21 protein-coding genes are annotated in these 25,002 nt (G+C 37.9%); 16 read left to right on the top strand and 5 right to left on the bottom strand.

Annotation, left to right across the window (positions count from 1 at the left end; genetic code table 11):
* The first annotated feature begins 91 nt into the window (after positions 1-91).
* The 6 genes from AAGF08_RS16475 to AAGF08_RS16450 all read left to right on the top strand — a co-directional run bounded on the left by AAGF08_RS16475 (position 92) and on the right by AAGF08_RS16450 (position 6,125).
* Complete coding sequence (locus AAGF08_RS16475) at positions 92-730, top strand: DUF2306 domain-containing protein (RefSeq protein ID WP_343512416.1); 639 nt, start codon at positions 92-94, stop codon at positions 728-730.
* Between the two features lie 232 nt (positions 731-962).
* Positions 963-1,409, top strand: a complete 447-nt coding sequence (locus AAGF08_RS16470; RefSeq protein WP_343512415.1) for a hypothetical protein — start codon at positions 963-965, stop codon at positions 1,407-1,409.
* Positions 1,410-1,570: 161 nt separating this feature from the next.
* Positions 1,571-2,767 (top strand): alpha/beta hydrolase-fold protein, encoded by a 1,197-nt coding sequence (locus tag AAGF08_RS16465; protein WP_343512414.1) that lies wholly within the window; start codon positions 1,571-1,573, stop codon positions 2,765-2,767.
* 90 nt (positions 2,768-2,857) lie between these two features.
* Entirely contained in the window at positions 2,858-3,721 is an 864-nt protein-coding gene (locus AAGF08_RS16460; protein WP_343512413.1) for an alpha/beta hydrolase family protein, read from the top strand.
* 125 nt (positions 3,722-3,846) lie between these two features.
* Positions 3,847-5,007, top strand: a complete 1,161-nt coding sequence (locus AAGF08_RS16455; RefSeq protein WP_343512412.1) for an alpha/beta hydrolase-fold protein — start codon at positions 3,847-3,849, stop codon at positions 5,005-5,007.
* 236 nt (positions 5,008-5,243) lie between these two features.
* Complete coding sequence (locus tag AAGF08_RS16450) at positions 5,244-6,125, top strand: MBL fold metallo-hydrolase (RefSeq protein WP_343512410.1); 882 nt, start codon at positions 5,244-5,246, stop codon at positions 6,123-6,125.
* 143 nt (positions 6,126-6,268) lie between these two features.
* On the opposite strand, the gene AAGF08_RS16445 is transcribed toward AAGF08_RS16450, so the two are convergent.
* Positions 6,269-8,347, bottom strand: a complete 2,079-nt coding sequence (locus AAGF08_RS16445) for a DPP IV N-terminal domain-containing protein (RefSeq protein WP_343512408.1) — start codon at positions 8,345-8,347, stop codon at positions 6,269-6,271.
* A gap of 151 nt (positions 8,348-8,498) precedes the next feature.
* Here AAGF08_RS16445 and AAGF08_RS16440 point away from each other — a divergent pair, with 151 nt between their 5' ends.
* The 4 genes from AAGF08_RS16440 (at position 8,499) to AAGF08_RS16425 (ending at position 12,254) form a co-directional block, all read left to right on the top strand.
* Positions 8,499-8,711 (top strand): hypothetical protein, encoded by a 213-nt coding sequence (locus tag AAGF08_RS16440; RefSeq protein WP_343512407.1) that lies wholly within the window; start codon positions 8,499-8,501, stop codon positions 8,709-8,711.
* Positions 8,712-8,720: 9 nt separating this feature from the next.
* Positions 8,721-8,984, top strand: a complete 264-nt coding sequence (locus tag AAGF08_RS16435) for a hypothetical protein (protein ID WP_343512405.1) — start codon at positions 8,721-8,723, stop codon at positions 8,982-8,984.
* 286 nt (positions 8,985-9,270) lie between these two features.
* Complete coding sequence (locus tag AAGF08_RS16430) at positions 9,271-10,473, top strand: hypothetical protein (protein ID WP_343512404.1); 1,203 nt, start codon at positions 9,271-9,273, stop codon at positions 10,471-10,473.
* A 119-nt stretch (positions 10,474-10,592) separates the two neighbouring features.
* Positions 10,593-12,254 (top strand): hypothetical protein, encoded by a 1,662-nt coding sequence (locus AAGF08_RS16425; RefSeq protein WP_343512403.1) that lies wholly within the window; start codon positions 10,593-10,595, stop codon positions 12,252-12,254.
* A 127-nt stretch (positions 12,255-12,381) separates the two neighbouring features.
* Here AAGF08_RS16425 and AAGF08_RS16420 read toward each other — a convergent pair whose 3' ends face one another.
* Positions 12,382-13,026, bottom strand: a complete 645-nt coding sequence (locus AAGF08_RS16420) for a hypothetical protein (RefSeq protein ID WP_343512402.1) — start codon at positions 13,024-13,026, stop codon at positions 12,382-12,384.
* Positions 13,027-13,799: 773 nt separating this feature from the next.
* On the bottom strand, positions 13,800-14,264 hold the full coding sequence (locus AAGF08_RS16415; protein ID WP_343512401.1) for a hypothetical protein: 465 nt from the start codon (positions 14,262-14,264) through the stop codon (positions 13,800-13,802).
* Between the two features lie 423 nt (positions 14,265-14,687).
* Here AAGF08_RS16415 and AAGF08_RS16410 point away from each other — a divergent pair, with 423 nt between their 5' ends.
* The 6 genes from AAGF08_RS16410 to AAGF08_RS16385 all read left to right on the top strand — a co-directional run bounded on the left by AAGF08_RS16410 (position 14,688) and on the right by AAGF08_RS16385 (position 20,677).
* Positions 14,688-15,119, top strand: a complete 432-nt coding sequence (locus AAGF08_RS16410) for a hypothetical protein (protein ID WP_343512400.1) — start codon at positions 14,688-14,690, stop codon at positions 15,117-15,119.
* A 352-nt stretch (positions 15,120-15,471) separates the two neighbouring features.
* The gene (locus AAGF08_RS16405; RefSeq protein WP_343512399.1) at positions 15,472-15,684 is read left to right on the top strand and encodes a hypothetical protein; all 213 of its coding nucleotides are present in this window, start codon (positions 15,472-15,474) and stop codon (positions 15,682-15,684) included.
* Positions 15,681-17,093 carry a sodium:solute symporter family protein gene (locus tag AAGF08_RS16400; RefSeq protein WP_343512398.1) on the top strand — a complete coding sequence of 471 codons (1,413 nt, stop codon included), beginning with the start codon at positions 15,681-15,683 and terminating at the stop codon, positions 17,091-17,093. The genes AAGF08_RS16405 and AAGF08_RS16400 overlap by 4 nt, the downstream gene beginning before the upstream one ends.
* A complete protein-coding gene (locus tag AAGF08_RS16395) occupies positions 17,083-18,468 on the top strand; it encodes a glycosyl hydrolase (protein ID WP_343512397.1) in 1,386 nt (461 codons plus the stop codon). Before AAGF08_RS16400 ends, AAGF08_RS16395 begins: the two co-directional genes overlap by 11 nt.
* A complete protein-coding gene (locus AAGF08_RS16390) occupies positions 18,465-19,910 on the top strand; it encodes an NADH:flavin oxidoreductase (protein WP_343512396.1) in 1,446 nt (481 codons plus the stop codon). The genes AAGF08_RS16395 and AAGF08_RS16390 overlap by 4 nt, the downstream gene beginning before the upstream one ends.
* Complete coding sequence (locus AAGF08_RS16385; RefSeq protein ID WP_343512394.1) at positions 19,907-20,677, top strand: 3-ketoacyl-ACP reductase; 771 nt, start codon at positions 19,907-19,909, stop codon at positions 20,675-20,677. Before AAGF08_RS16390 ends, AAGF08_RS16385 begins: the two co-directional genes overlap by 4 nt.
* Here the strand turns inward: AAGF08_RS16385 and AAGF08_RS16380 are convergent, their stop codons facing one another.
* A complete protein-coding gene (locus AAGF08_RS16380) occupies positions 20,678-23,452 on the bottom strand; it encodes a carboxypeptidase-like regulatory domain-containing protein (RefSeq protein WP_343512393.1) in 2,775 nt (924 codons plus the stop codon). It lies immediately after the preceding gene.
* 93 nt (positions 23,453-23,545) lie between these two features.
* Entirely contained in the window at positions 23,546-24,934 is a 1,389-nt protein-coding gene (locus AAGF08_RS16375) for an arginine decarboxylase (protein ID WP_343512391.1), read from the bottom strand.
* Positions 24,935-25,002: the final 68 nt, after the last annotated feature.

The raw sequence follows: 25,002 nt of genomic DNA, 5'->3' as shown, positions 1-25,002 counted from the left end.
TTTTTTTTGAGAATTTTAGAGTGTTTTATGAAACGTTTTTTTAAAGAAGCAATTCAATATCTTTAAGGATAGATAAAACAACTAATTTTTAATGAAGACACTTTATTCGAAAGCTATTTGGTTTCTTTTTGCTTTTTTCAGCATTGTAATTGGGTTATACCCTTTGCTCTATTTTGTTTTTGGTCGGCAGTTCGGAGTTTTGAATTCACATGATTCGGAGCAATTATCCAACTTTATTTGGAATTCGGCTTTTTATACACACATCGTCCTTGGTGGATTGGCTTTGGCAATTGGATGGATCCAGTTCAATCAAAAATTAAGAGATCGAAATAGGAAGCTTCATAAAAAAATCGGGATGGTATATGTTACCGCTGTATTTTTCTCCGGGCTTGCTGGGGTTTATGTAGCAATCTATACCTTAGGTGGTATCATAGCAAGTTTAGGATTTGGACTCTTGGGCATAACATGGCTGGCAACAACAATGATGGGATGGAAAACTGCAAAGGCCAAGGATTTTGATGCGCATGAAAACTGGATGATATATAGTTATGCTGCCTGTTTTGCAGCCGTAACTTTGAGAATTTACTTACCTATTTTAGAAAATATCATGGGTGGGTTCATTCCAGCATATCGGGTTGTGGCTTGGCTTTGTTGGGTGCCAAATATAGCTGTAGCTTATTGGTTGGTAGAAAACAGAAGGAAAAAACGCCTCTCCTTAAAAAAACCTTAACGTTATAATATCAACTAAAAATCAATTCTTTAATAATTGTTGCATTACCAATTATTAAAGGATTGCTGAAAACCGAATAAAGTATGCAAAGGTTAGCCTGGATTCTTTGCCCAGTTTTATCGAATAAATTACTCAGCTTATCGATGCTTCAGTTTTTGAAAAGAAGCAAGAAATAGCAGAATAATTTTTCTAAAACCTCAATAGATTGATCACTTCTAAAACTTCTGGCAAAATGAAGAGAATGTTCATTATCGGCATATTCCTATTTATACATCAAGTTACTTTTTCCCAAACTGAAGACAGGAATTTGCTTTTCGACTCATTGGATCTCAAGATTATCCAAAAGGCAGATTTAATTCTTTCGGATGCTTCGGTTTGGAACAAGAATGATGACCGGGAATGTGATGATGATATATCCAATGGAAGCTATAGTCTATTTTGTGCCCTTTTCAAAGCTTCTGTGGATGTGGCTGGTGAATACGAACACAGAAGGGCTGCCATGCAACAGGTCCGCTTTACTTTAGAGAAATACGAAGATGGAAGAGTAACTGCCCATCGGTTAATGGATTGGAATAATCATCCAAAGACAACATTTGAAGAAGTCAAAAAAGTAATAGCAGAAGCGATTCAAGAAGTCCAAGATAAGTTGACGAATTCCAGGAAAACCTCATTTTTTTAATTTCCAATAAATCTATCGGACTATCCTTAAAACTTTCTCAACAAACTGTTTGGAAGAAAATTATTTTTAAATTTTAGTAATTGTCATTTTGAAACAATAGATTTAGCAAGTGAAATATACACTTTCAAAATCAGGATATATTTTAAAATTTAACACATACCATGAAAAAACATTTTCTCTGGACCTTCTTATCGGTTTTTCTGATTGGAATTCAGGCCATCGCCCAAGAATCCTTATTTGGTGCGCAACAAATTACCTCACCAGAAATTCATGAAAACGGCACGGTAACCTTCCGCTTTGCTGCTCCAAATGCAAAATCAGTTCAAATTACGGGTGATTTTCTTCCTACAGAAAAAATGGAAACCCCAATGGGAGAAATGGACGGTCCTGGAAAAGCTGACTTAATCAAAGGTGATAAAGGCATTTGGTCCTTTACGTCCGAACCCCTCTCCCCTGAGTTGTACAGCTATTCATTTATTGTGGACGGATTAAAGACTACAGACCCTAACAATCCATTTCTAATACGAGACGTGGCTTCAGTCACCAACGTTTTTTTAGTAGGTGAAGACCAGGCAGCATTATACCGAGTAAAAGATGTTCCCCATGGCACTGTTGCCAGAAGATGGTATGATTCGCCTGGTTTGGGGATGGACCGAAGAATAACGATCTACACTCCTCCAGGGTATGAAAAATCAAATGAACAATTTCCTGTCCTTTATTTATTACATGGGGCTGGTGGTGACGAAGAAGCATGGATTGCTTTAGGTAGAACAGCTCAAATCATGGATAATTTGATTGCTCTGGGCAAAGCAAAACCCATGATTGTTGTGATGCCAAATGGAAATGTGATCCAGGATGCAGCTCCAGGAGAAGGAAATGATGGCATGTACAAACCTCAGTTTATGGTTCCCAAAACGATGGATGGTACCTATGAGGCAAATTTTATGGATATCGTAAAATTTGTAGAAAGCAATTATCAAGTCAAAGCAGATAAAGCGCATCGAGCGATTGCTGGTCTTTCTATGGGAGGCTATCATACCATGCATATTTCCAGATATTATCCGAATATGTTTGATTACATCGGTCTGTTCTCTGCGGCAATTATGCCCAGAGAAGATGCCACAGGCAAAGTATATAGCGATATCGACGGAACTCTCAAAACCCAAATGGACAATGGCTACAAGTTGTATTGGATAGGAATAGGCAAAACAGACTTCTTATACGATGCCAATAAAGAATATAGAGCCAAACTTGATTCTATTGGAATGCCTTATCAATATGTAGAATCTGAAGGAGGACATATCTGGAGAAACTGGAGGGTTTATCTCACCCAATTTGCTCCCCGATTATTTCAATAAATTCTTTTGCCCTGTATAAATCACTCAATTTATGCAGGGCTTTTTTATCTAAGTCATTTCTTCAAAGACTTGGGAGAACCCCATAATCCTATGAAAAAATTTACAATCTTCCTCATTTTGGGCATGTTGGCCATTCAGGTTTTTGCACAGATGCCAGCATCAGGAAGAATTGAATACTCTTCGATGCCAAGTGAAATCTTGGGAGTGGAAAGGGAGTTTGCGGTTTATTTACCTAAAAGCTACGATACTTATCGCACCAAAAAATACCCTGTCCTCTACCTGCTTCATGGTGGCGGCGACACTCACACTGCCTGGCCAGAAAAGGGAAGATTACTGGATGCTGCCAATCAAGTTATCAATTCAAAAGCTGCGGAAGAAATGATCATCGTCTGCCCAGAGGCAGGTAAAATCAATATGAATTATTTCAATGATACCGAATGGAGATATGAAGATTATTTCTTTGAAGAACTGATTCCATATATAGAATCTAATTACAGAGCAATCCCTGACAAAAATCACCGCGCAGTTGCAGGGCTTTCCATGGGAGGCGGGGGAACCTTAGTTTACGCTCAGCATCACCCTGAAATGTTTGCAGCAGCTTACGCTATGAGTGGTTATTTATATAGAATGAATTTGTCTTTCTTAGACCCTAACGATCCAGAGACTGAAAAACGACAGCAGATTGTAGAAAGGAACAATGCAGTAAAACTTTTGCAAAGTGCTTCTCCGGAAAAAGTAAATCAATTGAAAACTGTTGACTGGTTCATCGATTGTGGAGATGATGATTTCACCTATAATGCTAACATTGAATTTGTATCTGCACTAAGAGCAAAAAAAATCCCCTATCAACTGCGAATCAGAGATGGAGGCCATACTTGGGAATATTGGAATTCTGCATTATATATCGCTTTACCACATATCACCAATGTCTTCAGAGATGTTTCACAAGAATAGTATTCTCCATTAAAATGCAATAAATTATGAAATAGGTGAAATATAAGGAAGACTTACTTGATCCATCAGTTGGCTTGATTCCTTAAATTTCACAACAAAAATCAACCTATAAACAACCCAAAACTATGAATCTCAAATCTATTAAACTTTTACTTGCTACCTTTTTACTGATTGGTAGTTCTTATGTTTCCAATGCGCAGGAAATCTCTGCCATGCAAGCACCACAGGTTGTCTCTCCGGAACTCGGGGCAGATAATTCTGTTACCTTTCGCGTCTTTTCGCCTGATGCCAACAAAGTTGAAGTCAACGGAAGTTGGATGGGTTTCAGGGACAGATTGCCTTTGGAAAAAGGTGAGAACGGGGTTTGGTCTGTGAGCATCGATCCATTAGAGTCATCCATGTATCATTATAACTTCTTCATAGATGGTGTATCAGCAATTGATCCTACTAACCCTCAAGCATTAAGAGATGGGACGCGATATGCAAGTTTACTGATGGTGCCTGGTGATGGTGCTGAAGTTTTTGAACTCAATGAGACGCCTCACGGCAATGTCTCCAAGGTTTGGTATCAATCACCCAGCTTGGATAGTTACAGAAGAATGTATGTATATACACCTCCAGGATACGAATCCAACACAAAAGAATATCCAGTTTTGTACTTGTTGCATGGAGCTGGTGGAGACGAAGATGCATGGACTGCCTTAGGTAGAGCCAATAATATTTTGGATAATCTGATTGCTGAGGGCAAGGCCTCTCCTATGCTTATTGTCATGACCAATGGCAATGCCTGGCAAACAAGTACATTGAGAACTAAGCCTGGAATTGGCCCGATTACCCGCGAAACCTATGGACAATTTCAAGGTAAATTCGAGAAAAGCTTGGTAGAAGACGTGGTTCCTTACATTGAAAAAAACTATAGAGTCATTAAAAATAAGGATGGTAGAGCTCTTGCAGGTTTATCAATGGGGGGTGCACATACAATTACTGCTAGTATTGAATATCCAGGTACTTTTGGATATATCGGCGTATTTAGCAGTGGTATTTTTGATGCCAATGCAAACATGGCTGAGTTAGAAATGAAATTTGCTGCCTTGAAATCAAGTAATGTTAAAAAGTATTGGGTCGGTTGTGGTGTAGATGATTTTGTAATGGATTCCAACAAACGCTTACTTTCCATTCTTGACAAAGTTGATTTTGAGCACGAATACTATGAAAGTGAAGGTGGTCATACCTGGGCCAATTGGAGGGATTACTTGAGTATTTTTGCTCCAATGCTATTCAAATAAAGAAATGGTAAAAAGCGAAGTTCTAGACTTCGCTTTTTTTATGGATCAATGTAAAATGGATCGTATTCTGATTTAAGGACTGAAATCATATTCAATAACATCTTTCAATTTCAGGAGTTGTCATAAAATTGAATTCCGAGTTTCTAATGAGTTTTATTTAGTACTTTCAAAGAATTCAAGTCTGCTCAAGTATCAGTCAGGAATTCAAATAACATGTTGATAAAAAAAACCAACCGATGAAAAAGTTAATCTTTATAATTTTATCCTGCTTGCTATTTGCAGGTATTTCAAAGGCTCAATCAGGAATGGAAAATGTCACCATCACCTCAGAACAATTAGCTCCTAATATTTATGTGCTTTTTGGATCAGGTGGAAACATTGGTTTAGCCATAGGCGAAGATTATGCCTATATGATTGATGATCAATTTGGACAACTCTCAGAAAAAATTCTGGCTGCTGTAAGAGAAATCACAGATAAACCCCTCAAGTATGTTGTCAATACGCATTGGCATGGAGATCATGTTGGAGGAAATGAAAATATGGCTAATGCAGGGGCTACTATCGTGGCAAATGATGCCGTAAGAAAAAGAATGAGCCAACCTAGAACAGGGGAAACAGTTTCCTCAACACCTTTTGATGCGCTTCCTGAAATTACATTTACAGATGAAATGACCATCCATCTGGACCCATATAACACGATGATGATCTTCCACATGGAAAATGCCCACACGGACGGAGATTCATTTATTTATTTCCCCGAAAGCAATGTGATCCATCTTGCAGATAATTTCCCGAATGGTGGATATCCATTTATTGACATCAATTCCAACGGAGACATTGAAGGTTTGATTACTAACTTGAACAGGGCTCTATTTTTGGTCAATGACCAAACTAAAATTATCCCAGGCCATGGAAAGGTTGCGGACCGAGCTACTCTCAAATCCTATCGAGACATGATAGATACCGTTCGTGATCGTGTGAAAACTGCCAAATCCCAAGGAAAAAGTTTGGAGGAAGTTCAGAAAATGAATCTTTCTAAAGAATGGGATGCATCGTTTGGAACAGGCTTTATTAATCCTGAGCGGTTCATAGAATCAGTCTTTAAGACAGTGGACTGATTTTTAAATCAAAATGTGAAAAATAAAAAAAGCGAAGTTTTAAACTTCGCTTTTTTTATTAAACCCAGTAGAAAATTCAATCTGTGCTAAACAACAGTTAATTATCGACTGATATCCTCTGAAAATTAATAAGCATTCTCTATTTATCTAACGACTTCCTTATAATCCGTCACTAAGTGCTCAATAAAAAATTCCATCATTCGATCACGATTCAAAGCTGTATGACCTCCGTCAGGAGCTATCTGAACCTCGATACTTTTTCCTGCATCCTGGAATGCTTTTATCAATTGAAGTGAATTGGATGGATGCACATTATTATCTGCAGTACCAAAGAAGACCAATAGTTCTCCTTTCAATTGATCGGCTTTATTCATCAAGCTAAATCGTTCATAACCTTCCAGATTATTATCCAAGGTACTCATAAAGCGCTCGGTATAGATATTGTCATATAACCTCCAATCTGTTACAGAAGAGTTAGCTACTGCTGCATGAACGAGCTCTGGGAATCTTAAAAGCATGGACGCTGCAGTAGTTCCTCCATAGGAAGTTCCATAAACCCCTACCCGATTTTTATCAAAATAGGGTCTGCTATGAAGTGATTTTATCCCTTCGGCAAAATCATCCATTTCAACTAATCCAAGATTACCATACAACTGATCCAACAGTTTCTTTCCTCTACCTCTGACATTTCTACCATCAATATTCAGCACCAAGAAACCATATTCAGTCAATGGATCAGGATAAACAAAGGTCTCTCTAAATGCATTGGTAGCCGGTCCTCCATAATTGCTTAGAATCACGGGATATTTTTTTGACGGATCAAAGTCTGATGGGAAATGAATCATTCCATGGAGCTCTGTAACACCATCTTTAGAAGTGAATGTAAATACCTCCACTTTTTTCAATCCCAACTCCTCAAACTTGCTCATGTCACTTTTCATTACTTCAGCAACCACCTTTCCTTTAGAATCAAGCAAATTTGTAAAAGGTGCAACATCGTGTTTTTGAGCAACATCCACGAAATATTTTCCACCGGGAGAAATTGAAACAGAATGATTTAAAGCTGGATCAGTAAGCCGAGTATCTTTAGTCCCATCCAATTTTACCCGATGCAATTGCATCAACATATGGTTTTCTCCAGATCTAGCCATGTAGTACAAATGCTCTTTTTCTTCGTCAACCTTCACAATATTGGAAACCTCAAAAGGATGAGAAGTAATGGCATTGACCAAAGTTCCATCAAAATTATATAAGTAATAATTATTGAACCCAGATCTTTCAGATGCCCAAATGAAGTGATTCCCATCTTTCAAAACTTGCATTTCTGGCGAATTCACCACAAAACTAGGAAGCCATTCTTCTCTGATTACTGTTCTACTCTTTCCGGTTTCAGGATTTGCAGCCCGAAGTTCCATAATATTTTGACGCCTGTTGGTACTATGGAAAAGCAATTCCTCACCGTCTGGAGTCCATGAAATATCATAGATATAGGTTCCAAGTTCTCCATCATCGAACGGTTTTCCATCCCGGATATCCAACTCCTTTAATTCTTTAGTTTCCAAATCATAGACCATTAAATCTACTGGAAGATTTGGTTCCCCTACTTTAGGATATGCCTCGATTTCCAAAGAATCATATAATGCAAGTTGATCTAGTAATACGTAGTATTTCTTGACATCTTTCTCTACAAATCTATAGAAAGCTATTTTCTTACTATCTGGTGACCACCACATAGCTGTATTTTGACTCAATTCCTCTCCATATACCCAAGTAGCAATACCGTATTTTACCTGATTCTCTTCGTTGCCATCGCTCGTGATTGCCAAGACTCCCGAACCATCTGGGTTACTGATGTACATATTTCTATCCCTCGTGAAAGCTTTAATCTTTCCGTCAGGAGAAACTGCTGAATCATACTGACGCCCTCTGGCAGGGCGATTATTTCTTTGCCTTTCTACCCTTGGGGCATCACCCAATTCAATTGTACTTTTCTTTTTTACATCGTATTTAAAAAGCTTGCCAGAGTGTACATATTCAAAGCTATCTCCATCCTCATTCCAATCGGCAGCTATTGCTCCTGAACTAACTGAACTACGAATCTGAGGAGCAATTTTCTGATATTGTTCATATCCAGGCATGCTCTTTAATTTGTCCTGTGCTTGAGAAATCGAAATGGTTGATACTAATGCAACTGCCATTCCGAGGAAGAACTTGTTCTTCATGTTATAATTTGAGTTAAATATTTTCCAGCTGCGATGATACTATTTTTTGGGCTAAAAACCCCTCCAAATATGATTGGTGGAATAACTACTTCGTGAAAACTCCGTATTTTAAGAAGAGCGAATTCTATTTCTTTTTTAACCACAAAAGATTATGAATCTTATTTCAATCTCTGGAAACGGCAGTTTTAAGTTGACAGATGAACATAAAGAAGTTGTGAAACTTAAGTACACCAACTGGTTTCTTGGCAAAGCCGAAAGCTTTCTAGACAATCAAAAAATCGAGATCACCCCCAAAGGTTTATTTAATAGCAATGCCGAAATCAGAAAGTTTGGTAGAAAAATAGGAGAAATATCCATGTCCTAGAAAGGCAAAATGAAAATTCAGTTTGAGAATCTACCAGGAGAAAAAATTAGCTTTAGCCTCAAACGAACCGGAGTTTGGAAATCTGATTTCTCTATCCTTGACGAAAATGGAAATCCCATTCTTAATTTTATCGCTAAAAGCAATTGGCGCAAGCTAACAACAGACTATCAAATCGAGATTTTACAATCAAATGAGTCTGTCGATATCCACGAATTAATACTTTATTGTGGGTATGCAATCAACCTGCATATCGCTTTGTCAAGCGCTGCTTAATCTTCTTAAAGTTCCATAGAAAGAATCTTAGTTTGCAATACCGAATAATTCAGAAAAGATAATTGAAGGAAATCGGGTTGAAAATTTAAACTATCTATTTTCTAAATATCATCAATCAATTCGGTGGAATTATATCTCATTTTTAACAAATCATGTTACTCCCATAATAATTAGGGTGTTATCTCTTGATAAATAGATCCCTAAACTTTTGTAGCAGGTTCTATACATCAATGTAAAAATTAAATAAAATTGGTATCTTCTTAGCATTAAAATTTTTTACGAACCTATGGAAACAATCAATCTACAACAAGAATACGCTCAGGATTTAGCTGTGGAAAAAACGGCAGTAAAAATTCCTACTTACTTATATGCAACAGTGCTCGCCTCGATAAGTATCATGGTTGGTCTTGTATGGGATATCAGCTGGCATATCAGCATTGGTAGAGATGGACTTCTCTCCGCTCCTCATTTAGCCATCTATTTTGGAGGTGTATTGGCAGGAGTATTTTCAGGATTTAAAGTATTAAAAATCACTTTTGCAGGAACAAAACAGGAAAAGGAAGAAAGCAATAAATTCTGGGGGTTTTTCTATGGATCATTAGGTGCCTTGTTCTGTATCTGGGGTGCTTTTGCCATGCTCACTTCCGCCCCTTTTGATGATTGGTGGCACAACACCTATGGATTGGATGTCACCATTTTGTCTCCTCCACATACCGTTTTACTCTTGGGGATGATTTTCATTCAATTTGGAGCCATGATTACGGTATTGTCGGTAAAGAACAGGATGATAACAAAAGATATTCAAGACGATAGCTTAAAGAAGAAGTTATCTATTCTTTTTGCTCTAGCATCCGGCTTTGTGATTACTATGCTATTTACAATTGCTTCAGAATATCTGAGTGTGCATGATATGCACAACACTCTTTTTTACATTGTGGCAAGTTTAATTTTTCCTTTAGTATTAGTGGCTGTATCCCGTTCTGCTCCAAATCAATGGGGAGCCACGTCCGCAGCTTTAGTGTACACTGTATTCTTGATGCTGATGGTGTGGATTCTTCCACTTTTTAAGGCTGAGCCGCTATTGGGTCCTGTACTAAATCCAATCACCAATTTTCAAGCTTTTGAATTTCCTTTATTGATCATTGTTCCTGCTATTGGCATCGATCTCATCACTCAGAGAATGGGAGATAAAAATAAATGGCTTCTTTCGTTCTTATATGCCGCAGTTTTCCTCTTTCTCCTTCTAATAGTACAATGGCCGTTTGGGGATTTTCTAATGTCTGAAGCCGCGAGAAACTGGTTCTTTGGAACTGAAAGCTGGTATTTTGGAAGTGATCCTAATGCAGAGTTTCGCTATGCTTATGCCGATTGGATGGTTAGCAGCGGCTGGACATTAGTTAAAGGCCTCGCTATGGCTTTAGTAATGGGTTTTTTAATATCCCGACTTTCTATCCGATGGGGGAAATGGATGCAAAGCATCAAACGATAATTGAGAATCATGCTATGAATTTACATTTCAAATTTCGTTACCTGCCTACAGTAGCAAAAACACCTTCTCTGTACTTCTTTAAGAATTGCTTTGGGGTTGTCAATTAAAATAAGACCAACATGAAAAAGACACTTTTTTACTTCACGATCATTTGCCTTGCTTTTATCCTCCAAGGTCATATTGGAAGCCCCGGTATTACTCTAGAAGGGGAAGCCGGCCCTTATAGTTTGACTGTTGTGGTCAATTCGCCTGATGTGATACCAGGCACAGCTAAGGTGGATATTTATGTGGCAGATAATGCCGTTAAAGAAGTGATGGTTAAACCTGTGTATTGGTTTGCAGGTTCAGAAGGTACGCCTCGTGCGGATCAAGCCTTACCTGTACCGGGGGAAACCGGGCATTTCAAAGGAGAAATATGGTTGATGACACCAGGCAGTGCTAGCTTAGAAATAGAAGTAAACGGAGAAAAGGGTGAAGGTAAAATTCTAATTCCGGTCATGGCAGTTTCCACAGCTCAAAAGTCAATGGACCCTGCCTTAGGATGGTCTCTAGCTGGGCTAGGCATATTTCTTGTGATTCTTATGATTACCATCATAGGTTTAAGCAGTGGCGATACACTCGTGAAACCTGGGGATAAAATTTCCGGAAAAATAAAACGTAAACGTTGGGTGGGAGCTACTTTGGGCTTTGTATTGATGGCACTCGTTCTTTGGGGAGGAAGCTTATGGTGGAATACCTGGAAAAATGATTACCAACGCTTCATGTATAAACCTTTTACCGCTACCTCTACTGTTTACGAAAAAGACCAAAAACAAAGGTTGAAGTTTATGGTCGACTCTACCAAGTTGGAATCGCTCTATCTGACACGCAGTTTAAATTATTTAATCCCTGACCATGGGAAAATAATGCATATGTTTTTGGTAAGAGCAGGACAATTGGATGTTTTTGCCCATTTGCATCCGCAAAGATTAGATTCCGCTCATTTTGAAACTATTATTCCACCACTACCTGCCGGTGAATACCACGTTTTTACGGACGTCTCAAGACTCAGTGGTTTTTCTGAAACGATTGCTGATACAGTGATTATCCCAGAGGCTGATCCGATAGTGGCTCAAAACTGGAAAGATTCTCTTCTCTTAGATACAGATGATACCTACTATATCACCGACCCCATTATAAGTAGTGAAAAGCAGGTGATTATGCCTGGAGGGGATATTGTCGTTTGCGGAAGCCCTGGAAAAAGAACCATGCTGCCAGATAGCTCCTATGTCACATTGGAAATTCCGGATGAGGGAAAGTTTACCACGGAAAGCTTGTATCATCTAACACTAGCAGTTCAAGATAAAGATGGAAGCCCTGCAACTCTCGATCCTTACCTAGGCATGATGGGACATGCAGTTGTATTTAAAGAAGATGGCAGTGTTTACATTCACCTCCATCCAGTAGGATCTTACTCAATGGCCTCACAGGAAACCATGGAAGCTCGATTAACAAGCGGTAGTGGACGTGTCGATTGGGATGCATTGTTGAAACCCAACGATTTCCGAGACAGCGTGGATCGCGCCATAGCTGAGCTTAATGCTTTACCAGCTGCGGAACGTGATAGCCTTTTGTTAGTGGGGATGGAACATCCCAGCTTGGATGACCCGGATCATCCGGATCATTCTGTCGTTCGTTTTCCTTACACCTTCCCAACTGCCGGGAAATACCGGATTTATGTACAGATGAAGCGCAATGGAAGAATATTAAATGGTGCTTTTGACGTGGAAGTGGAGAGTTAAATTTAGGTGATACATCTATCTAATAGCAATATTAAATAGTTCAATAGTTTGGGGAAAACCAATCGAATTCCTAACCAACTCCGCAAACAACTGCTCTCTCCTACCTGAATAAAAATTTAACTTAATTTTAGTATTCAATTGTCATATTTAACCTTTGAAAGTCCTTTGCTTTATCTTGCTTACCATTATCAAAAATCAATCTCAGCCAATTTCTTGAAGATTTAATAAATTCAATTTGCTCTACTTCTTTGAAGTTTTCAAGGTATTTATCGTCCAATGAATTCCGATATTCATAAACTGCCTTTGATAAAATCTCAATTCCATTTGGATGATTTCTTGGTTCATCATCAATATTTTTTTGGCCTTTAACCGGCAACTGAAATGTCCAAGGTAAATCAGGGTTCTTGTCATTTTTTATAATGTCAATAGCCATTCCTTTTGGAAAATAATCAGAATGGTATTTTAATGCTTTTTCAAAAAGTTTTTCTGTTTCTTTAGAATTGACTAAGCAAAGACCAAATGGTGAAAAGCTATTTGTTTTATAATCCGCACGTTGCCAAAGTCCTGCCTGTTTTGTCTGTTTGCTTTTGATCTCATTCTCATCATAAACCCAAAGGATTTCTAAAAAGAAATTCAAAAAATAAAATTTTCGATTAGTTGTGCCTTGTCCTACGTGAACTCGACTACTACCTTCCAATAAACCAAAACCAATTAATTCGTCCGCAACTTTCCCTTGATCGTCAGTAAATATGAAAATATGGTCAATGTTCATTCAACTAAGTTTGATTTAACATTCGTTTTTTCTAATTGTCCATACCAGACAAGTATGAAATATAAGGTTATTAATAACTTTCTACCTTTTCTTAGAAGAAAATAGAGGCACACAAAATAAGCGATAGACAGGTGGAACTACTGCTGTTCCAGTATTCATCCCTACTTAGCTTAACAAAGGTTCCCTCATCAAGAGTATTGCCACAAAAAAAGCATGTTTATGCAATTCAGGCTGAAACCATTTTATATTGGAAAAGCCAATTAACAAAACAAATACAGGAAAGAATTTTCGATTGGCTTTACCAAAAAATGGCAATTCGGAGTAAGGAACATCAATGAAGTTCAAATAAGCTATACTTACAATGACAAAAAAAGAAATAAGAACCCAATGATTTCTAATCTTTTATGAGCTTTTACATTTAATCTTCGGATATGATTAGTTTGAATTACTATTAGAGTATACCATGAGAACATTATCAATCCATGAATGACATAATATGGGTTACTATTACTCTCTTGGTGAATATCGAATAAATTGATATTCTAAAAAGCTACAGGTCCTTTAAAGGAATAATGATGCTTGAAACAAAAAAATAAATTTTTGTATAAAGGTTACTTCTTTTTGGTTTTTTAGTCTTTACCATACCTAGTTGATTTATGAAAAAAGTTTTGTAAATCCATTAGTTAGGGTTTAATAATCCAAAATATACGGTTTAGAACAAGTTTTACTAACTCCGATCTGATTCCTGAGTAACCAAATCCGTCTATTTGAAATTATAAATTGTTAGAAGGCTTTTTACCTTTTTTGAATAATAGTGAAATCCAAAAGCTAGAAATTATCAATACTGCTCCAATTGCAATTCCATAGCTAAATCTCCAAAACCATCTCATTGCATCCTGCCCACCCTGGAAGGATTCTTTTTCGGTAAATGAAAATGATAGATTACCAGCAAGCAAATATGATATTGGAACCCAAAGAATTCCCAAAGTAATAATGATTTTCAGGAATCTAGAAAGGACTTTGTTTAGTTTGGTTGATGGCTTTCTCAACTCTTTTACTCCCCAATAAATAGACAAGGGTAGTGAAATCATTCCAGTCCAAGTGATTAGCGTTCCAAATGGAATCGTTTCATCACTACCTAACGCCAATGTGAGTAAGGAAGAACCCGTAACCAAAAGTATAATTACACTAAAAGTCAAAATCAGGGTACTATAAAAAAATATCTTTCTTTTATCCACCTTTTAATTTTTGTAAACATTTGTCTGGCCCCATGTTATACTTGTCAATTGGGTTTATCTGTATTTTCCGCAAGGAATTTGGATGTTAAGAAATCAAAATAAGGATTTTGACATTTTCCTCAAAAAGGGATCCTCCAATTTGTCTTGAAGATCAATTAAGCTTTTTTAACCTATAAAGTTGTTCTGCTCTCTACTGCTCTTGGGTATTGAAGAAGCTAGAATGGATTCATGCCAGCTGTAGAATTTATTGGTTTCAACTTACAAGAATTAAAAACCATTAATCCTCGCCAATTTATATTAACCTGACATTCAGTCTTTTATTTGACTTTCCTCTAAGGATGTTGTAAATTATATTAATCAGTTTTCGCGGCAACATGAAAATCGATTTCTGATACATATTTAGCACTAATAAATAAAAATATTATGGGCTGGAGAGACATTTCAACTTGGATTCCTTTTGGAGGAGCAATTGACCTCGCTACTCGCCACGTTACGGGTGAGTCATTAGCGGATTATAATCACTGCCAACCCAGCCTTGCTGATTGTGAGACACCTAGTGCAGCCATCTTAAAATGCAGGAATTGTTGCTGGCAGGTATTTCTAAAAGGGCTTTCCGAATTGGGTTTAAGTGGTGCGGCTGACGTCTTCAAGGGAGCCCTGACGGCCGCAGCAGCTGGAGCTGCCGGTAAAGCCGCTGCTCGTTCTGCCTTGAAGAAAATATTGACAGGCTTAGGTTTATTCGGAGCTATTGGTACTGCCGTTGACGTTCTCGCATTATTGGCAACTTTATATAAAATGTGGATTGCATACCATGAGGCAATGGAGACATATTGTATTTGCAATAATGATAACTAACAATAATAATTTTTAGCTAATACTCATAATTTCTTATCTGGCAATTCCTTCGCTTATTAAATCTCCCAAATTTGAAGCTAACCTAAAAAACCGCGAATAAAAGGAATAGCAAAATAGATCCTAAATTTTATCCAGTTTAAGTAGAGAATTTTAAAATTCTCCAGCCAGTGATTATAAGGAGGTGTCCCCTCTCCTTTACCTTCAGAAATCGATTCCGTGAATTATCATTTGTCTTCAGAAGAATGTCTGGTTGTTCAGGCTAGCTATTAAAACTATAATTGCTATTTTAAGCCTTTCTTGATCAATCCTTAGGATCATTAAGAAAATGACAATATAAATTAAACCCAAAACCATGAAATACAAATCCTGGAACTTACTGGTTCTGCTAGTGATCATTTTGACAATCGTATCCTATCTTTTTCTCTTTAATGAGGAAAAAATTGATCCTAGTTTGGGGTCGGTTCCCTTCATTTTTTGGACAGGATTTATAGTAACTGTGGTTTTGGTTTTTGCAACTTTTCTAGGATCAAAGCTATTTCCATTCGAAGACCCTAAGAAGCCATGATAGGATGGTTGATATTCTTTTTTGGGATATTCCTGGCTATGCTGGGATATGCTTCCTATCGCTCTTACAGAAAGGACAGAACCTCAGATGAATTTATTTTCGCAGGATCAAATATCGGGACCATTTTAGGTTTCCTGACATTCTCTGCGGCACTTTTCAGTGCTTTTACCTTTATGGGAATGCCTGATTTCTTCAGAACGCATGGAGTTGGTGCTTGGATCTTTTTGGCTCTTTCTGATGCTTTAATGGTCTTTTTTCTTATTTGGTTTGGATATGCTCTTCGAAAAAGAGCGACCATCAAAGGATACAAAGGCATCGCCGGATTAGTAAAATCCTGTTACGAAAATTCCTTTGCAGGATATCTTGTTTTTGCCAGCGCCTTTCTGTTCTTGATTCCTTACGTTGCCATTCAAATCAGAGGAATTTCTATTTTCTTAGATGCCGCATTTCCGGATATGCTTCCTTATTGGTCTTGGTCAGCCTTGTTGGTTTTTATCATGTTGATCTATTCTGAAATCGGAGGACTAAAAGCTATTGTTTATAGTGACGCAATTCAAGGAGTCATCATGCTGGCTGTAATTTGGATAATTGGTCTTACATGCCTAAAAATGGCTGGGGGACTGGAAGAGGGAATCGCACAAGTGGCAGCTTCAAACAAGGAATTACTTTCACTTCCTGGGCCAAAAGGGCTTTTCAGCAGTCCTTTCTTAATTGCCTCTGCCATTGCAATTATCCTGATTCCCGTCAGTCAACCCCAATTCACCACGCGACTGGTGGTCATGAAAAGCTTAAAATCTGTTCATCGAATGGCTTATTCTGTAGGGATATTCGCGATTTTGGTGATTCTGCCTACAGCCTTCATTGGTTTGTATGGAGCCATCCAATACCCAGATGCCAGCACGGCAGATTTCCTAAGCCAGGCTTTGTTATTCGATCAGGCTGTTCCGGTAGCTGCCTTGGCAGTAGTGGGCTTATTTGCGGCCTGTTTATCAACCACCAATGCGCAAATTTTTGCTTTGGGAACTGAACTGAGAAGCTTACTGGGTGGATCCGACAAATCCAACATGACGGTAACGAAAATTTCTATTCTCGTATTTTCAATGATCGTTCTGGTATTTTCCACTTACATGAGCGATGAGTTAGTATTATTAGCTAGAGTAAGTTTTGCTGGTACGTCGATGATAGCTCCGCTTGTATTGGGAGCAGTGATTTTTAGCAAACCTCCAAAAGCTTTGATCGGGATTTCGGCAGTTGCATTAGTCTTCTTTATCCTTTCTATCGTTGGGGTCGTCCCAGATAGATATTTCGATCTTCCACTGGATTTTGTGATGTACCTTATCCTTTTTGTTTTCACCAGCGTCATTATGATCGCTCATTCAAAAACCCAAAAACAAGAAAATGAAGCTTAATTCTGAAATAACTATAAATGAATTAAAGAGTCCGCTTGAGCAGTTCTGGAAGCTTTCAGGTCAAAAAATTGAATTGATTGAAAAATCCTTTGATCCTTCAAAAGGAGCACCGGTCTTTACCGAAAAAGGTGTTTATGTGACTAGAGGCTGGACAGAATGGACGCAGGGTTTTCAATACGGTTCTGCACTTTTGCAGTTTGATGCTACCGGAGATGAAAAATTCTTGAAAATAGGGAGAGAAAATACACTGCATAAAATGGCTCCCCATTTGACGCATACTGGTGTTCATGATCATGGGTTTAATAATGTGAGTACCTATGGAAACCTCCTACGGCTAATGAAGGAGGGGAAAATCACCAATAATGAATGGGAAAAGAATTTTTATGAGATTTCATTAAAGGTTAGTGGCGCCATACAAGCCATGCGCTGGACCAGCATCCCGGGCGGTGGATATATTTATTCTTTCAATGGCCCACATTCTCTGTTTGTAGATACCATTCGCTCTTGTCGAGCATTGGTAGTTTCTCATGCATTGGGACATGTTTTACAAGGTGAAAACGATAAACGAATCTCCCTGATTCAACGGGCAATCCAACATATACTGAGTACGATCCGATATAATATCTTCTATGGTAAAGGAAGAGACTCTTATGATATTCCGGGTAGAACAGCTCATGAAGCAATTTTCAATACAAATGATGGCAATTATCGCTGTCCGAATTCTCAACAAGGATATACAGGATTCAGCACTTGGACCCGAGGACTGGCATGGGCGGTTTGCGGATTAGGTGAAACTTTAGAGGTTTTAGACCAGATTGATGAGAGAGATTATGCCATTCTAATTTCAAAAAAGGCTTTGATCGAAGAATTGGTGACAGCAGCTAAAGCTACTGCTGATTTTTATATAGCCAATACACCAACAGATGGAATTCCTTATTGGGATACAGGTGCTCCTGGTTTATCGAAAATGGGAGATTATTTGAATCAAACTTCCGATCCATATAATGAATTCGAACCAATAGACAGTTCCGCTGCCTGCATAACTGCTCAAGGCCTAATCAGAATCGGAAATTTCCTGAAGTCCAGTGAACCCGAAGTTTCAAAGAAATATATAAGTGCAGGTCTTCTGGTTGCCAAATCCTTATTTAGCGAACCATATTTATCGACTGAAAAATCACATCAAGGTTTGATTTTACACAGCATTTATCATCAACCAAATGGGTGGGATTACAAACCAGATCCAGATAAAGCTCCTTATGGAGAGTCATCTATGTGGGGAGATTACCATGCCAGGGAATTAGCCGTAGTTCTTCAAAGAATACTAAATGATGAGCCTTATTATAGTTACTTCAACTGCATCCATCCCATATCATGAGTAGCGGAAAATACAAACCGGAATATCCCCGAGTGGCACAGCTGAAAACTGTAGATATCTTTAGGGAACATTTACAAAAAGAAGGCATTCATCTGGACTTTGATGCAGAAGTGGAATCTGGAATCAATTCACCTTTTGCGAAATCTCACACCACACGAGCCGGTAACGAAATAGGTAATTCCCTATGCATCCTACCCATGGAAGGTTGGGATGGAACAACAGATGGAAAACCATCAGATCTGACCAAAAGACGTTGGAAAAACTTTGCAATAAGTGGAGCAAAATTGCTTTGGGGATGTGAAGCAGTGGCAGTAAGGCATGAAGGAAGAGCCAATCCGAATCAATTATTGATGAACGAAGAGAACCTTTCAGAATTTGAAGGGCTTTATCAAATGATTGAGAAAGAGCATCAAGACGCATTTGGTAACACAAGTGATCTTTTTACCGGACTTCAATTGACCCATAGTGGTCGGTTTTGCAAACCCAATAGCAAGACTAAAATGGAGCCCAAAATTCTTTATTCCCACCCTATCCTTAACAAAAAATTTGGACTTCCTGATGATTATCCCCTCATGACCGATTCTGAGATTTCAGAATTAATTGAGGACTATGTGTCTGCTTCGGTCAGAGCACAGAAAGCAGGTTTCAAGTTCGTGGATATCAAACATTGCCATGGCTACTTGGGACATGAATTTCTCAGTGCCTATGATAGAGAAGGAAAGTACGGCAAGTCACTTGAGAACCGGACTCGATTCCTTCGGGAAATTGTGGCCGGTATCAGAGCGGAAGCCCCGGGATTGGAAATAGGTGTCAGAATGAGCATTTTCGACTGGTCTCCCTTTCAGGAAGGGCCAGATGGAAAAGGAATACCTTCGATGACCGATGGTTATAAATATGCTTTCGGAGGGGATTCTTCAGGGATTCATGAGAATCTATCTGAATCCTTCAAATTTTTGAATGAAATGAGGGATTTGGATATCGAATTGCTTTGTACTACTGCCGGAAGCCCTTATTATAATCCCCATATTCAGAGGCCTGCAATCTTTCCTCCTTCGGATGGCTACAATCCACCGGAAGATCCTCTTATTGGTGTGGCTCGACAAATTAATGCTACGGGAGAAGTAAAAAAGGCATTTCCGGGATTTTATGTGGTAGGTTCCGCATACTCTTATCTTCAGGAATGGCTTCCAAATGTGGGACAGCATGTTTTAAAATCAGGAAAAGCTGATTCAATTGGTTTAGGGAGAATGGTTTTAAGTTACCCTGAATTGCCTGCAGATATTTTGGCAGGAAATGACATGAAACGACCCAAGATCTGTCGAACATTTTCAGATTGCACCACGGCACCAAGGAACGGAATTATCTCGGGATGTTTTCCATTGGATCCTTTTTACAAGAAAATGGAAGAGCACGAGCAGCTTAAACTCGCAAAAAACAAATGAAAAAAGTCGCATTAGTTACCGGAGGATCGAGAGGGATCGGTTTTGGGATTGCCGAGAAACTGGCAGAAAACGGCTATGACTTAGCCATTAATGGTGTTAGACCTGAGAGTGATGCAAAAGCAAATCTTGATGAATTGAGAGCTTTAGGTTCCAGAGTCATTTACCTCCGAGGCAATATTGCAGAAAAAGCAGACCGGGAATCTATTGTGAAAGGCTTAAAGGAGCAATTCGGGAAAATCGATGTTTTGGTAAACAATGCAGGTGTGGCTCCTAGAAATAGATGTGATGTTCTGGAAGTGACGGAAGATGATTACGATCACCTGATGAATATCAATGAGAAAGGAACATTCTTTTTGACTCAGGAAATTGCAAAATGGATGCTGGATTTGAAGGCCTCCAATCCTGAAATGAAAGGCTTCATCATTAACATAACCTCTGTATCAGCTGAATTAGCTTCTCCAACAAGGGCCGCCTATTGCATGTCAAAAGCAAGTTTATCCATGTTTTCAAAAACAATGGCAGTAAGAATGGCTCCGCATGGTATTTCTGTTTTTGAAATCAGACCGGGATTTGTGGATACAGATATGATTGAAAAGGTAAGAGCCACTTATCTGGAGCTCGTTAAAACGGGAGCAACTTTAGAACCTAGAATCGGAAAACCTGAGGACATCGGTCAGGTAGTTGCCACAATAGTTAAGGGAGACCTTCCCTATTCCACAGGACAAATAATCAATGTGGATGGTGGATTGACCATTGAAAGAATGTAATCAATTTAAGTTCAGAGGAAAGGTTTTCCAAAATGGTATACCTTCATCTGTTACACCTTCAATTCTTATATTAATTTTACTGACACCCTTTGGAACATATATTTTAAAACTTGAACTATTACCTTCAAGCTTAAAATTAGGGTTCCAATACAAAGATGGTTTAGGTTCTACAGACCGATTTAGTGAAGGTTCATTCAAAAATGGATTAACTTCGGCAAAACCGCGTATTGGAAATTTCTGAAAGCCTGTATCATTAAATTTTTTATCACTTGTCCCTGAAAACCTTTCTCCTCTTTTTGTTTCAATCATAATGACCCCAGCAAATCCAGCCAAACCAAAAGAATTGGCATTAATCGTATAAACTGCCATTGATTTTACTTCATCTGTTAGGATATTTTGAAGCACGTCTTTAACGGTTTCATCTTCATTGTAAGCATATCTTGCACCATCTAAAATAATAAGTGGTTCACCTTCCTCCAGTCCATAATTATAATTTCCCATAGCACCATTTCCGAACCGCATACCAATTACTTGATCAAGGGTATTTCCAGGCCAATTATCTAAATCCTCCCGTGAATAAACCTGGTCAGGTTCTCCATACCCATAGAATCGCTCTGCAAGGGATTCTATTTTCTCATCTTCAGCAACAAACTCTTCAAGAAGAATGTAATCTTCGTAAGAATCATAATACATTTGACGATCATCGACCTGATATTTGGTATATCTCAATTTTGGAAAGGACCCTCGAAAAAAGGGTTTACTTTTTTCACTTAAATAAATGTTTCCATAGGGCTTACCTCTTTCATCAAGAGCTGCGATAGAAAGAGTATCCATTTCAAAAAAATACAATCCAGTTGCTCTAAAAAAACCAGAAGAATCAGTTTTAACTATCCCATAATCTGCCAAATCACCTCTTACGATGGTAATAGGGTTAATATCCGGTTGACGTTTTTTATCTTTTTCAAAATTCCCGGAAATTGAAATTCCATACTCTATATCAAGTTTTGGAATAACTGAAAGCGGGCTCTTTTCTTCTTGGTTCAGCCATTCATATGCTTCAATGAAATTAGATTGTCCTTTTATATCTGAAACAAGTTCTGGATTGGTTGCTGAAATCATCATTTCAGCATTTACTATTTCATCAAGGGCATCTTTAATCGAAAGCTCCATCTCCAAAACTTTTTGATTTGACTCAAAATAGATGGAATCCTTTATTTGAAATTCCAAATCACCCAGAAAATCAAACTGCTCAACTTCTTGATTTTCAACATTGAGACCTTTGCTTAATACAGGAAAAGCCCTTAAATAAAAATCTCTCTCAGGGTAATTCCTCATCCATTCAGTATAAGCTCTAATGAAATAATCTCCTTGTGGCAAGGAATCTGGTAAAGAAATAGATCCTGAAAACCTACCATTTTCTATAGGATATTGATTTGATAAAACCATTTCTGATTCTTCGCTGATGAGATCAACATGTAAAACTCTACTAAGGGTGTCCTGATAAAACTGATTTTTATAAAGCATCTTGCCTCCAAGCCAAACTGTTTCTCCCGGATAATAATAGGGTTTGTTGGTCATCAAATAGGGAGACTCTCTTAGATTTTCCCATTTGTTGATCAAGCCTTTCAGCAAATCCACTTCTGCGGCAAGATTTTCAAAAGTTTCAGGTGGAAAATAATCATGAGGTAAAGACCTGCCCATTCTAGGACGACCAATATAGCCTGAGAGAACAACCTGTGTGGGATGGATTGGGACTCCATTCCTGTCAATATCAAAATATCCCAATGGGGCTTCTACCCAACCAACTGGATGATAAATATCCAGATAATAATCATTTCTATAATTCTTATTCAAAAAATGAACCTCAACTCTTTTCGGCCAAATGATTCTGAAGTTCCCATTGCGAAGAGGAATTCTTCTAATGGAATCTTGGGAAATAGGTACTATAGATTCACCTAATTCTATAGTGTAAGTATTGGTTCGCCGACGATTCATTTGCTCAGGAAAAGTTTCATAAAGATCAAACCCTTGTTCTGATACTTGTTGAAGCAAAATAGATCTCATCAAATGCTTAAGTGATCCCTGATAGCTGGTTTGTTTATTCAGGAGATATTCAGCTGATTGTGCACTATCTTCTGGGATTTTGTTTTCAAAAAATGCCAGACCATAATAACTTGACTTAAAATTATAAAACTTGTAATCCTGCAAGTAGTAAGTCACCTTATATCCCAAGGCATCATTCTCCAAAATAAGGGGTTCCTGAGCACTTGCCTTTATGTAATTTGGGCCTTTGCCAGGTTTGACTTTTTCAAATTCCAAAACCCATGGATTTGTTATTTCTAATTTCCCTGCAATTGGATCATCTGGTAAGGCTAAAAAGACATCTTGGAATCGCTTTAAATTTCTTTCCCAGGGTTTATCTCTCCGACTTTTAAGCTCAATTTCAGATAATACTGATGCTAGTGGGCTCAAAACAAAATCCACATTTTTTGTTTCTCCCTCTCCTATGGAAACTTCAATAGTACCTGTAGAGTAGCCAACAAATGAGGCAACTAATTGAAAAGTACCTGGCAAATCTGGTCTGCTGAGTGTAAAACTCCCATCCTCGTTTGTTGTGGTACCAATAGTGGTATTATTGATAAAAACATTGGCGAATTGAAGTGGCTCTTTACTTATCGAATTGATAACTTTACCTTGAATTGTTTGAGCATTTACCTGCACGAATAACAGGACCTGAAAAATTAAAATTAAAACCGGTAAAGGCTTGAAAAACATAAATCATTATGGGCTTTAGTTGAATCCAATATACCAATTCATAATTATTTTAAAAGCATAAAAAAAAACCGCCCTTTTAAGGCGGTTTCAAATTTAATATCCTAAAGTCTTCAGCATACTTTCTTCAGTTTGATCTTCTCTGAAAAGTCGGTGAATCACATTTCCATTTTCATCCCGGTCAATCAACACATGTTTTGGTGCGGGTATTAAGCAATGTTGTATTCCTCCATATCCACCCAAAGATTCTTGATAAGCTCCTGTATGAAAAAATCCAATGTATTGCTTCTTTCCATTATCTGGCTTAGGAAGATATATATTAAACTGGTGGGCCTCAGAGTTGTAATAATCCATGCTGTCACAGGTCAGTCCACCCAAATTGATGTTATGATAGGTCTCATCCCAATTGTTGATTGCGAGCATAATATATTTTTGATTCAAACCCCAACTATCAGGCAATTGAGTAATAAATGAACCATCGATCATATACCACAGCTCTTTATCATTTTGAAGCTTTTCATCCAAAATAGAATATAAGACTGCACCACTCTCACCTACCGTGTAAGAACCAAATTCAGTGAAAATATTCGGTTCCTTCGTATTGTTTTTGGCACACATCCATTTAATGTTCTTAATTATCTGGTCAGCCATATACTGATAATCGTAATCAAAGAATACGTTGGTTTTTATAGGCCATCCTCCACCGATATCCATCGTGTCAAGTGTTGGAGCTACTTTTTTTAGATCCACATATTTTTGAATGAAACGAGTTAATTCCGACCAATAATAAGCAGTATCCCGAATCCCAGAATTGATGAAGAAATGAAGCATTTTTAAACTTACCAAAGGATGGTCTTTGATTTTCTCTTCATACAGCTTGATAATATCATTGTATCTAACTCCTAATCGGGAGGTGTAAAATCCAAATTTTGGTTCCTCATCAGCAGCGATTCTGATTCCTACCTGAAAAGGAACTTTCACATGCTCTAGGTAATAATCGATTTCACTCAAATTGTCTAAAATAGGGATACAATTAACAAATCCGTCGTTTAGCAATTCAGAGATATACTGCTTATAAAGCTCCCTTTTGAAACCATTGCAAATAATATATGTATCCTTTGAAATCTTACCCTTGGCGAATAAACTTCTAACCAAAGGAATATCAAAGGTGGATGAAGTCTCTATATGGATATCATTTTTCAGCGCCTCATCCAGTACAAAACTGAAGTGAGAAGATTTGGTGCAGTAACAATAGGTGTATTTACCATTGTAATCGTGTGATTGAATGGCAGTATTGAAATAGGTTTTTGCCCTTTGAATGTTTTCTGAAATTTTGGGCAAATAAGTGAGTTTGAGAGGAGTACCGTAGGTTTCTATAATATCCATCATGTTTACTCCATTAAAAAATAATTCATTGTTTTCAACATGAAACTCTTTGGTTGGAAAATCAAAGGTTTGTTGAATAAGATCAATGTATCTGTTCATCCTAGAATTGGTTTTTATAAAGTGGTAGTAGAGTACAAAAATTGTTTTTTCTAAGGGGATTTCAAATG

This window comes from Algoriphagus sp. SE2 (genome assembly GCF_039563885.1).
Taxonomy (GTDB): domain Bacteria; phylum Bacteroidota; class Bacteroidia; order Cytophagales; family Cyclobacteriaceae; genus Algoriphagus.
Note: the sequence above shows the minus strand (reverse complement) of the source record. Positions and strands in the feature narration are given on the sequence as shown.

Excerpts from the sequence above, each read along its gene's own strand:
- AAGF08_RS16465 (WP_343512414.1), top strand. The coding sequence starts at position 1,571 with ATGAAAAAACATTTTCTCTGGACCTTCTTATCGGTTTTTCTGATTGGA.
- AAGF08_RS16380 (WP_343512393.1), bottom strand. The coding sequence starts at position 23,452 with ATGTTTTTCAAGCCTTTACCGGTTTTAATTTTAATTTTTCAGGTCCTG.
- AAGF08_RS16470 (WP_343512415.1), top strand. The coding sequence starts at position 963 with ATGAAGAGAATGTTCATTATCGGCATATTCCTATTTATACATCAAGTT.
- AAGF08_RS16440 (WP_343512407.1), top strand. The coding sequence starts at position 8,499 with ATGAATCTTATTTCAATCTCTGGAAACGGCAGTTTTAAGTTGACAGAT.
- AAGF08_RS16375 (WP_343512391.1), bottom strand. The coding sequence starts at position 24,934 with ATGAACAGATACATTGATCTTATTCAACAAACCTTTGATTTTCCAACC.
- AAGF08_RS16445 (WP_343512408.1), bottom strand. The coding sequence starts at position 8,347 with ATGAAGAACAAGTTCTTCCTCGGAATGGCAGTTGCATTAGTATCAACC.
- AAGF08_RS16450 (WP_343512410.1), top strand. The coding sequence starts at position 5,244 with ATGAAAAAGTTAATCTTTATAATTTTATCCTGCTTGCTATTTGCAGGT.
- AAGF08_RS16390 (WP_343512396.1), top strand. The coding sequence starts at position 18,465 with ATGAGTAGCGGAAAATACAAACCGGAATATCCCCGAGTGGCACAGCTG.
- AAGF08_RS16425 (WP_343512403.1), top strand. The coding sequence starts at position 10,593 with ATGAAAAAGACACTTTTTTACTTCACGATCATTTGCCTTGCTTTTATC.
- AAGF08_RS16410 (WP_343512400.1), top strand. The coding sequence starts at position 14,688 with ATGGGCTGGAGAGACATTTCAACTTGGATTCCTTTTGGAGGAGCAATT.
- AAGF08_RS16385 (WP_343512394.1), top strand. The coding sequence starts at position 19,907 with ATGAAAAAAGTCGCATTAGTTACCGGAGGATCGAGAGGGATCGGTTTT.
- AAGF08_RS16460 (WP_343512413.1), top strand. The coding sequence starts at position 2,858 with ATGAAAAAATTTACAATCTTCCTCATTTTGGGCATGTTGGCCATTCAG.
- AAGF08_RS16405 (WP_343512399.1), top strand. The coding sequence starts at position 15,472 with ATGAAATACAAATCCTGGAACTTACTGGTTCTGCTAGTGATCATTTTG.
- AAGF08_RS16455 (WP_343512412.1), top strand. The coding sequence starts at position 3,847 with ATGAATCTCAAATCTATTAAACTTTTACTTGCTACCTTTTTACTGATT.
- AAGF08_RS16420 (WP_343512402.1), bottom strand. The coding sequence starts at position 13,026 with ATGAACATTGACCATATTTTCATATTTACTGACGATCAAGGGAAAGTT.
- AAGF08_RS16400 (WP_343512398.1), top strand. The coding sequence starts at position 15,681 with ATGATAGGATGGTTGATATTCTTTTTTGGGATATTCCTGGCTATGCTG.
- AAGF08_RS16475 (WP_343512416.1), top strand. The coding sequence starts at position 92 with ATGAAGACACTTTATTCGAAAGCTATTTGGTTTCTTTTTGCTTTTTTC.
- AAGF08_RS16430 (WP_343512404.1), top strand. The coding sequence starts at position 9,271 with ATGGAAACAATCAATCTACAACAAGAATACGCTCAGGATTTAGCTGTG.
- AAGF08_RS16395 (WP_343512397.1), top strand. The coding sequence starts at position 17,083 with ATGAAGCTTAATTCTGAAATAACTATAAATGAATTAAAGAGTCCGCTT.
- AAGF08_RS16435 (WP_343512405.1), top strand. The coding sequence starts at position 8,721 with ATGAAAATTCAGTTTGAGAATCTACCAGGAGAAAAAATTAGCTTTAGC.